The sequence below is a fragment of the Streptomyces araujoniae genome, from assembly GCF_050871195.1.
GTDB lineage: Bacteria > Actinomycetota > Actinomycetes > Streptomycetales > Streptomycetaceae > Streptomyces > Streptomyces bacillaris.
The window spans coordinates 7,671,416-7,682,335 of sequence record NZ_CP194070.1; the positions used below are offsets into that span (position 1 = coordinate 7,671,416).

The 10,920-nt window shown below is 74.4% G+C and carries 3 protein-coding genes (1 of these 3 running past the window's edge); 2 read left to right on the forward strand and 1 reads right to left on the reverse strand.

Features of this window, described 5'->3' with window-relative positions; genetic code table 11:
• Positions 1-8,932, forward strand: partial view of an amino acid adenylation domain-containing protein gene (locus ACQ9ZG_RS32255; RefSeq protein ID WP_499281522.1) — the 3' portion only. Its footprint begins 6,557 nt before the window's first position; 8,932 of the gene's 15,489 nt are visible here — the last part of the coding sequence; its start codon lies beyond the left edge, outside the window; the stop codon is at positions 8,930-8,932.
• 61 nt (positions 8,933-8,993) lie between these two features.
• Here the strand turns inward: ACQ9ZG_RS32255 and ACQ9ZG_RS32260 are convergent, their stop codons facing one another.
• Entirely contained in the window at positions 8,994-9,884 is an 891-nt protein-coding gene (locus ACQ9ZG_RS32260) for an ABC transporter substrate-binding protein (protein ID WP_181398259.1), read from the reverse strand.
• 238 nt (positions 9,885-10,122) lie between these two features.
• Between ACQ9ZG_RS32260 and ACQ9ZG_RS32265 the strand changes: the two genes are divergently transcribed.
• Positions 10,123-10,920: a siderophore-interacting protein gene (locus ACQ9ZG_RS32265; protein WP_109915624.1), complete on the forward strand. Its 798-nt coding sequence runs from the start codon at positions 10,123-10,125 to the stop codon at positions 10,918-10,920.

The window sequence follows — 10,920 nt, forward strand, 5'->3', positions numbered from 1 at the left end:
GGAGGAGGTGCTCGACCCACTGGTCCTCGCGGGCCTGGCCGAACGCACCGGCGCCACCCACCTCCAGGCCACCCCGTCCCTCTGGCGCGGCATCACCGACGCCGCCCCCGCACTGCTGGACGGCCTCCATGTGCTGAGCGGCGGCGAACCGCTCCCCGCCGACCTGGCCGAACGCCTCGCCACGGGCGGGGAACGGCTGCTCAACCTCTACGGGCCGACCGAGACCACCATCTGGTCCACCGTCGCCGACCTCGCCCCCGACACCGCCGCACCGCACATCGGACGCGCGCTGAACAACACCACCCTGCGCGTCCTGGACACCTGGCTGCGGCCCGTGCCGCCCGGGGTCCCCGGCGAGCTGTACATCGGCGGCGCGGGGCTCGCCCGCGGCTACCTCGGCCGCAACGCCCTCACCGCCTCCCGGTTCACCGCCGACCCGTACGGCGAGCCCGGCAGCCGGATGTACCGCACCGGCGACCTGGCCCGCCTCCAGGACGACGGCACCCTGCGCGTCCTCGGCCGCACCGACCACCAGCTGAAGGTGCGCGGCCACCGCGTCGAACCGGGCGAGATCGAGGCCGTCCTCCGCACCCACCCGGGGGTCACCGACACCGTCGTCGTCGGTCTGCCCGACCCCAGCGGCTCGGTGCGCCTCGTCGCGTACGTCACCGGCACGGCCACCGGACTCCGCCCCTACCTGGCCGAACGGCTGCCCGAGCACCTGGTCCCGTCGGTGGTCATGGAGCTGGCCGCGCTGCCCCTGACCCCCAACGGCAAGGTCGACCGCGCCGCCCTGCCCGCCCCCCAGGCCTCCGGAGGGGAGCGGACCCGGGCGCCCCGGGACGCCCGCGAGGCCGTCCTCGGGGAGCTGTTCGCGGATGTCCTCGGCCTCGCCCACGCCGGGCCCGACGACGACTTCTTCCACCTCGGCGGCCACTCGCTGCTCGCCATGCAGCTCGCCAACCGGCTCCGCTCCACCCTCGGCGTGGACGTCGCCCTGCGCGACATCTTCGAGCACCCCACCCCGGCCGCCCTCGCCCGGACCGTCCTCCCGCGCCCGGTGGCCCGCGCCGCCCCCGTACGCCGTGAACGCCGCCCCGGGGAGCCGATCCCGCTGTCGTTCGCGCAGAGCCGCCTCTGGTTCCTGCACCGGCTGGACGGCCCGAGCGCCACGTACAACCTGTTCATCGTGGTCCGCCTGGGCGGGGAGCTGGACCGGGAGGCGCTGCGCCTCGCCGTCGGGGACGTCGTCGTCCGCCACGAAAGCCTGCGCACGGTCTACCCGGACGCCGACGGGCTGCCGCACCAGCACATCCTGGACGAGGCGAGCGCCCGCGCCGCCTGCGACCCCGGGGAGGTGGCCGAGGTCGCGGAGAGCGACCTGGAGGCGGCGCTGCGGGCCCGGGTGACCCAGCCCGTCGACATCATCGAGGAGATCCCGCTCCGGGCCCGGCTGCTGCACACCGGAACCGACCACGTCCTCGCTCTGACGCTCCATCACATCGCGGGCGACGAATGGTCGATGCGCCCTCTCGTCGACGATCTGCGCACCGCCTACACCGCCCGCGTGAACGGCACCGGACCCGACTGGGAGCCACTGCCCGTCGACTACGCGGACTACGCGCTCTGGCAGCGTGACGTCCTCGGCGAGGAGAGCGACCCGGACAGCCAGGCCGCCCGCCAGGCCGCCTTCTGGAAGCGGACCCTCGCCGGTTCGCCCGACGAGCTGGCTCTGCCCTACGACCGGCCGCGCCCCGCCGAGGAGACCCACGAAGGGGCCACCGTCACCTTCGCCGTGGACCCGGCGCTCCACGCCGGGCTGCGGAGCCTCGCCGCCCGCAACGGCACCAGCGTCTTCATGGCGGTGCAGGCGGCCCTCGCGGTGCTCCTCTCCGCGCACGGCGCCGGCACCGACATCCCGCTCGGCACCCCGGTCGCCGGACGCACGGATGAGAAGTTCGACGACCTCATCGGGTTCTTCGTCAACACCCTGGTCCTGCGCACCGATCTGAGCGGCCGCCCCACCTTCCACGAGCTGCTCGCCCGGGTCCGCGACACCGATCTGGCCGCCTTCGACCACGCCGACCTGCCGTTCGAGCAGCTCGTCGACATCGTCGCCCCCGAACGCACCCTCGCCCGCAACCCGCTCTTCCAGGTGCTGCTGGTCTTCCAGAACGTCTCCGACGAGGACACCTTCACCCTGCCCGGCCTCGACGTCACCCCGATCAGCGCCGACCCCGGAGTCGCCAAGCTCGACCTCCAGTTCACCCTGGCCGAGCGGCCCGACGGCGGCGGCATCAACGGCATGCTGATCTACCAGACCAGCCTCTTCGACCACGCCACCGCACAGGCGCTGGCCGACCGCTACGTCACCCTCCTCGCCGCCCTCGTCTCCCGCCCCGAACTCCCTGTCCACCGCGCCGCCGTGCTCGACGGCCGGGAGCGGGCCCGGGTGCTCGCGTCGGCCACCGGGGAACCCCGCCCGCTCCCGGACGCCACCCTGCCGGAGCTGCTGGCCCGCACCTACGCCGGAGAGGTCTCCGTACCCGCCCTGATCGACGGGGACAGCACCCTCGCGTACGGGGAGTTCGACCAGCGGGTGGGCCGACTGGCCTCCCTGCTCAGGGAGTCGGGTGTCGGGCCCGAGGTGCGTGTCGCCGTGGCGCTGCCCCGGGGCACCGACCTGGTCGTGGCCCTGCACGCGGTGCAGCGCGCGGGCGGGGCGTATCTGCCCGTGGACCCCGAGTATCCCGCCGAGCGCGTCGGCCACATGCTGACCGACGCCGCCCCGCACCTCCTGCTCACCCTGACCGGGGTACGGGAGCGGCTCCCCGTCCCCGACGGCGTCACCGTCCTGGCGCTCGACGCCCCCGACGTACGGGCCCGGCAGGAGGCGGCCGCATCCGTGGGCGTCCACCCGGAGCTGCGCGGCGGCCATGCCGCGTACGTCCTCTACACCTCCGGCTCCACCGGCCGCCCCAAGGCCGTCGTCGTCACCCACACCGCCCTCGTCAACCGGCTCCGCTGGATGGCCGAGTACGTCACGTTCGGCCCCGGCGACCGGGTCCTCCAGAAGACCCCGGCCGGATTCGACGTCTCCGTATGGGAGTTCTTCCTGCCGATGCTCACCGGGTCCACGCTCGTGGTCCTGCCCGACGGCCACCACCGCGACCCGGCCGAGGTCGCGGAGGCGGTCGTCCGCCACGGCGTCACCACCCTCCACTTCGTCCCCTCCATGCTGGCCGCCTTCGCCGCCGAACCCCGGGCCGCCGACTGCACCGGAGTCCGCCGGATCATCGCCAGCGGCGAGGCGCTGCCGACCGCCCTGGCCGCGACGGTCCGCCGTGTGCTGCCCGGAGCGGGCCTGCACAACCTGTACGGACCCACCGAGGCGGCCATCGACGTCACCGCCTGGGCGGCCGCCGAGGGGGAGCCGGGCGGCGGGGTGCCCATCGGCCGACCCGTCCACAACACCGGTACGTACGTCCTCGACGCCTGGCTGCGGCCCGTCCCGGACGGCGTCACCGGCGAGCTGTACCTCAGCGGCCCGCAACTGGCCCGCGGCTATCTCGGCCGCCCCGCCCTCACCGCCGACCGCTTCGTCGCCCACCCCTTCGGCGCCCCCGGTGAGCGCCTCTACCGCACCGGCGACCTCGTCCGGCGGCGGGCCGACGGCGCCCTCGTCTACGTGGGCCGCACCGACGGCCAGATCAAGCTGCGCGGACTGCGCGTCGAGCTGGGCGAGATCGAGGCCGTCGTCGCCGAGGACCCGCAGATCGCCGCGTCGGCCGTCCTGCTGCGCGAGGACACCCCCGGGCGGCCGGTCCTCACCGGCTACCTCGTCCCCGCCCCCGGCGCCGAGCCCGACACCGGGCAGCTCACCGAACGCATCGCCCGGCGGCTGCCCGACCACATGGTCCCCACCGCAATGATCACCCTGGACACCCTGCCGCTCACCCCCAGCGGCAAGCTCGACCGGGCCGCCCTGCCCGCCCCCGACCTCGCCGGGAGCGCCGGGGCCATCGCCCCGCGCGGCATCCGGGAAGCGGTCCTCACCGCCCTCTTCGCGGACCTCCTGGGCATTCCGAACGCAGGTGCCGAGGACAGCTTCTTCGCCCTCGGCGGCGACAGCATCCTCTCCATCCAACTGGTCGCCCGGGCCCGCAAGGCCGGGATGGCCCTCACCCCCCGGGACGTCTTCGAGCAGAAGACCCCCGCCGCCCTCGCCCGTCTCGCCGCGACCACGGGACCCGCCGTCGTACCGGCTCTGGCCCCGACGGGACGGGCCCCGCTCACCCCGCCCCAGCGGTGGGCGCTGGCCCACGCCCCGGCCGACGGCCTGTTCGCGTACGCCCGGCTCGTCACCCCGCCCGAGGCGACCCGCGCCACGCTGACGGCCGCCCTCACCCGGGTGCTGGACCGCCATCCGGTGCTCCGGGCCACCCTGGTGGGGGAGCCGGGGCGGCAGGCCCTGCACATCCCGGAACCGGCGGACCCGCCCGCGGAGGCCGTCCTGCTGCAGGTGGACGGCAGGGAGGGCGCCCTGGAGTGGGCCGCCGTCGAGGCCGTCGGACAACTGGACGCCTATTCCGGGGAGTTGCTGCGGGCCGTCTGGGTCGACCGGGGTCCGGGTCGCAGCGGCCGGCTTCTCCTCATCGCCCACCACCTCGCGGTCGACACCGCCTCCTGGTCCGTCCTCACCGCCGACCTCGCCACCGCCCACGCCGACGTCCTCGCCGGGAACCCGCCCGCCGCGCCCGGCGACGGCACCTCCTTCCGGCAGTGGGCCCTGGGCCTCGCGGACGCCGCCGCCGAACCGGTCCGCCGCGCTGAGGCCGCCCTCTGGCGGGCCCGTGAGGAACGCGACGCCCCCGCACTCGGGGCCCGCCGCCTCGATCCGGCCCGGGACACCGCCGCCCACCTGGAACGCACCCTGGACCCGGACCTCACCCGGGCCCTGAGCGAGCAGATCCCCGCCGCCGTCCACGGCACCGCCCAGGACGTGCTGGTGACCGCCACCGCGCTGGCCTTCGCCCGCTGGCGCGAGGAGCGGGGCGAACGCGTCGGCCACGAGGTGATCGCCGTCGAGAACGACGGGCGCGAGGGGGGTGTCGTCCCGGGTGCCGAACTCGCCACCGCCGTCGGCCGGTTCGCGACCTGGCACCCCGTCGTCCTCGCCCTGCCCGTGGAGCCCGGAGCGCAGGGGGCCGACGCCCGCCGTGCCCTGATGGCCCTCAAGGAACACCTGCGGGAGACCCCCGACCGGGGCATCGGCCACGGGCTGCTGCACCATCTCGACGGCCCGGCCGGCCCCTCCCGAACCCCGGAGATCCTCCTCGCGCACCGGGGCCCGGCCCCGGGTACCACGGGCTGGCCGGCCGCCCCCGAACCGCTGCCGCTGCCCGCCCCCGTGCTCTTCCCGCTGGAGATCCGCACCTCGACCGAGGAGAGCCCGGACGGCCCCCGGCTGACGGTCCGCTGGACCTACGCCCCCGGGGTCCTGGCCGCCCCCGACGCCGAACGGCTGCTCGCCCTGTGGTTCCAGGCGCTGGAGACCCTGGCCGCCATCCCCGCGGACCCGGTGCACACCCCGTCCGACTTCCCCCTGGTCACCCTGGACCAGGAGCAGACGGACGGCCTTCGGGCACGATTCCCCGCCCTGCGGGACATCTGGCCGCTCACCCCGCTCCAGGAAGGGTTCTACGCCCTCACCCAGCTGTCGGGCGACGACATCGACGTCTACACCGTCCAGCTCGTCCTCCGGCTCGACGGCGCACTCGACCCGGCGGCCCTGTGCCGTGCGGCCGCCGCCCTGCTGGAGCGCAACCCCGGTCTCCGTACCGCCTTCGCCGACGCGGGCAGCCGCCCCGTACAGCTCGTCCTGGACGGGGTGGAACCCGACTGGGCCGAGACCGACCTGCGGACCGTGCCCGCCGCCGGGCGCGAGGAGGCCCTGCGGGCGCTCGCCGTCGAGGAGCGGCTGCGCCCCTTCGACCTCACCGCGCCCCCGCTCCTCCGCCTGAGGCTGGTGAGGCTGGGGGAGCGGCAGCACGCGCTGATGGTCACCAACCACCACGCGATCCTCGACGGGTGGTCGGTGCCCGTCCTGCTCCAGGAACTCCTCGCGCTGTACGCCGGGGAGATCGGGCCCGCCGAACTGCCGCCCGTACGCCGCTCGTTCAAGGACTTCCTGGCCTGGCACGCGGCCCAGGACGTGACGGCCGCCGAGGACGCCTGGCGCGAGGCGCTCGCCGGGGTCACGGAGCCCACGCTCCTGGCCCCCGCCGACCCCGACCGGCGGCCCGTGCTCTCCGACCGGATCCCGTACCAGCTGGACGCGGAGCTGCGCGAACGGCTCCAGGCGCTGGCGCGGGGCGCCGACGTCACCATCAACACCGTCGTGCAGTTCGCCTGGGCGCTGCTGCTGGCCCGGCACACCGGCCGTGAGGACGTCGTCTTCGGAGCCACCGTCTCCGGCCGCCCGCCGGAGATCGACGGGGTCGAGAGCATGACGGGCCTCTTCATCAACACCCTGCCCGTCCGGGTCGACCTGCGCGCCGCGGGCACCGTACGGCAGGCGCTGGTACGGCTCCAGCAGGGGCAGGCGAAGCTCTCCGCCCACCAGCACCTGGGCCTGGCCGACGTCCAGCGGATCGCCGGGGCCGGTGAACTCTTCGACACGCTCATGGTGTTCGAGAACTACTTCATCGACGGCGAGGGGCTGCGCCGCGCCGAGCGCTCCGGCGAACTCGCCGTCACCGGAAGCGACCAGACCGATGCCACCCACTACCCGGTGACCCTCGTGGTCGTCCCCGGCGGACACCTCATCCTCGAATACCGCCCCGACCTCTTCGACCCCGGGCAGGCGACCGCCCTCGTGCGGCGGCTCACCCACCTCCTCACCGAGCTGGGCAGCCGCCCCGACACCCCCGTCCACCGCCTCCAGGCCCTCGCGCCCGACGAGCGCCGCCGCGTGCTCGACGACTGGAACCCCGCGCCCAGGCCCCACCCGGAGCAGACCCTGCCGGAACTCTTCGCGGAGGCCGCGGCCCGGGACCCCGAGGCCCCGGCCGTCGTCCGCGGGGAGCGGACCCTGGGCTTCGGGGAGGTGGCCGCCCGTGCCGCCCGGCTCGCGCATGAGCTGATCGCGCGGGGCGTGGGGCCCGAGGACCTGGTGGCGCTGCTGCTGCCGCGTACGGAGGAGATGCTGATCAGCATCCTCGCCGTCCACCAGGCCGGAGCCGCCTATCTGCCGCTCGACCCCGACTACCCGCCCGAGCGGCTCGCGTTCATGCTGGCGGACGCCTCGCCCGCGCTCCTGCTCACCACCACCGCCCTGGCGGCCCGGACCGGGGAAGCGGGTTCCGTACCCCCCGGCGTCCCCGGCCCGGGCCTCGTATCGTCCGACGGGCGGGATCCGGCCGCCCCGCCGGCCGAGGGGGACCCGCGACCGGTCACCGTAACGCTCGACGACCCCGCCACGGCGGCCGCGATCGCCGCTCGGTCCGGGCGGGCGCCCACCGACGCCGACCGGGTGCGCCCGCTGCGGCCGGAGAACCCCGCCTACCTCATCTACACCTCCGGCTCCACCGGCACCCCCAAGGGCGTCGTGATCACCCACCGGGGCGTGGCGAACCTCTTCCACAGCCACCGCCGGGAGCTGTACGAACCGGTCGTCGAGCGGACCGGCCGGTCCCGGCTGCACGTGGGGCACGCCTGGTCGTTCTCCTTCGACGCCTCCTGGCAGCCGCAGCTGTGGATGTTCCACGGCCACTGCGTCCATGTCCTGGCCGAGGAGATCCAGCGCGACCCGGAGCGGCTGCACCGCTATCTGCGGGACCACGCCATCGACTTCATCGAGGTCGCCCCGTCCGTCCTCGCCCAGCTGGAGCAGGCCGGGCTGACCGAGGGCGGGAGCTGCCCGCTGCCGCTGCTCGGCGTCGGCGGGGAGGCCGTGCCCGACAGCCAGTGGGCCAGGCTGCGGGAGCTGCCCGGCACCGACGTGGTCAACCTGTACGGTCCCACCGAGGGCACGGTGGACGCGCTGGTCGCCCATGTCCGCGACAGCGGGCGCCAGTTGATCGGCCGGCCCGTGGACAACGCCCGCGTCCACCTGCTGGATGCCGGGCTGCGGCCCGTGCCGCCCGGGGTGCCGGGAGAGCTGTATCTCGCGGGCGCCGGACTGGCCCGGGGGTACCGGGGCCGGTCCGCGCTCACCGCGGAGCGGTTCGTGGCGGACCCGTTCGCCGCCGACGGCAGCCGCCTCTACCGGACCGGGGACCTGGCCCGGTGGACGGAGGACGGGGCCGTGGAGTACCTGGGCCGGGTCGACGACCAGGTGAAGATCCGGGGGTTCCGGATCGAGCCGGGCGAGATCGAGACCGTGGCCGCCACCCATCCCGACCTGTCCCGGGTGGTCGTCACCGCCCGGGAGGACGACGGGGTGCGACGCCTGGTCGCGTACGCCGAGCCCCGGCCGGGAACGGTGCCGGACCCGGTCGAGGTGCGGGCCTGGCTCGCCGGGAAGCTGCCCGGGCACCTCGTCCCGGCAGCGGTCGTGCTGCTGGCTGCTTGGCCCCTGACCGCCAACGCCAAGCTGGACCGGGACCGGCTGCCCGCCCCGGACTTCGGGGCCGCGGTCCGGGGCCGGGAGCCGGTGGGCGAGGCGGAGAGCGCGGTGTGCGCGGCCATGGCGGGGGTGCTGTCGCTGCCCCGGGCCGGCGCGGACGACGACTTCTTCGCCCTCGGCGGGGACAGCATCGTGACCGTACGGCTGGCCGGGGCGCTGCGTGCGGAGGGATGGGAGGTGTCCCCGAGGGACGTCTTCCAGCACCGCACGGCGGCCGCCCTGGCGACCGGGCTGCGCCGCCGGGAACGTACCTCCCCACGGCCGGGAGACGGGCCGGCGGCCGGTGAAGGCACCGGTGGCTGAGCCGTCCGGGAACGCCCGAGGGGGACCCGGCACCGGCCGGGTCCCCCTCGGGGACACCCCGCTACATCTTCTTGAGCATCTCCTCGATCTCACCGACCGCGGCGATGGCGAAGCTGTAGTTGGCCATCACGAAGTGCTTCGAGGGGAAGGCCCGTCCGGCCTTGACCGCGGGCACGCCCTTCCACAGTTTGTGGTCCAGCAGCTGCTGGGTGGTGGGGGTGGCCTTGCCGTCGGCCTGCACCGAGTAGATCAGCGCGTCGCAGTCCTTGAGGACGTCCATCTCCTCGTAGCTCTTCGGCACGAACCCGGCCTCCTTCTCGGGCAGTCCGGCGCCGATCCGCAGACCGACATCGCGCATCACCGTGACCAGCGGTGTCCCGAGGAAGAACTTGCCGTTCGGACCGCCGCTCAGCGGGGCCCAGGTGGTGGTCTCGATCTGCTTGCGGTAGGCCGTCCTCACCTCCGCGATCCGGCTCTCGTACTCCTTCTTCTTCTCCGCGAGCCGGCTCTCGCGGTTGACCGCGGTGGCGATCTTCGCGATCTGCTCGTTCCAGAACGCGCCGCTGGTGTGCCAGTCGAAGAAGGCCACCGGGGCGATGGTCCTGAGCGGCGCCGACTTCTCCTTGTAGAACTGATCGATGATCAGATCCGGCTTGAGGGCGGCGATCGCCTGGGAGTTGGGCGTCCCCGAGGCGCCGATCGTGTCGACGTCCTTGAGCTGCTCGTACACATCCTTCGGCAGCAGCTGGGGGTTGGCCGCACCGTCCGGGACGCCGACGGGGACCAGTCCGAGATCGAGGAGCATCAGGGCGTCGTAGTTCTCCAGGACCACCACCCGCTTGGGCTCCCGGGGCACCTCGACGGTCCCGTTGTCCGTCTCGATGCTGCGGGTCGCCGCACCGGATGGCTCCGTGGAGCCGCCGTCCGACGCCTTGCCGTCGGACTCGCTCACGCCACAGGCCGTCAGCCCTAAGGCCGCCGCCGCACCCGTGAGTCCGCCGAGGAAGCGCCTGCGCCCCACCGGACCGGACACAACACGTGAACGTGCCATGTTCACTCCTTAGTTCAGAACAGGAAGATCTTCCGGACGCACCGGAGCGCGACCGGAAGTAAGGTATGCCTAACCTATCGCTTCTTGGCAGGATTCAGGGAGTCGATCACCGACAAGGGCAGCGAGGAGTCCCGAGACCATGAGCAGGGCCACGACCGACGAGCACCGAACCCGCAGGCCGGGGCGGCTCCATGTGACCACCGTGCGCCGGGCGCGACGCATCACCCCGCGCATGGTGCGCCTGACACTGGGTGGTGACGACCTGTCAGAGTTCAGCAGCAACGGCAGCGATCAGCATGTAGCCCTGTACTTCTACGAGCCGGGTGTCGAGCTGCCCCGGCCGTTCACCGGTGAGGCCGCCCGGGCGCTGCTGCCCACCGCCCGGCCCCGGCTGCGCCGCTACACCATCCGCGAGCACCGGCCCGAACTCGGCGAAGTGGACATGGACTTCGTGCTGCACGGGCCCGAGCAGCTCGCCTCCGGCTGGGCGGAGCGCGTCCGGCCGGGCGACGAGGTGATCTGGTACGGCCCCAGCCCCGCCTATCCGCTGGACCCCCTCGCCGACTGGACCCTGCTCCTCGGGGACGAGACCGCGCTGCCCGCCGTCGGCGCCATCCTCGGTGAACTCCCGGCCGGCCACCGGGTCCTGGCCGCGGTCGAGGTCGCGGACCGGGACGAGGAGCAGCCGCTGCCCACCCGCGCCGACGCCACCGTCACCTGGCTCCACCGCCACGACCGCGGTCACGGCGACCTCCTGCGCGAACACGCCACCGGCCTCCGGCTCCCCGAGGGCGCCGGGCGGGTCTGGGGCGGAGCGGAGCGGGGCGTGATGCGGGACCTGCGCCACCACTTCGTCCACCGCCTCGGCCTCGACCGCGCCGACACCCACCTCACCGCCTACTGGACCAAGGGCGAAACCCAGGACAGCGAGGTCTGA

What these genes read in the sequence shown, in the direction of transcription:
- ACQ9ZG_RS32265 (WP_109915624.1), top strand. Translation starts at nt 10,123, where the DNA reads ATGAGCAGGGCCACGACCGACGAGCACCGAACCCGCAGGCCGGGGCGG.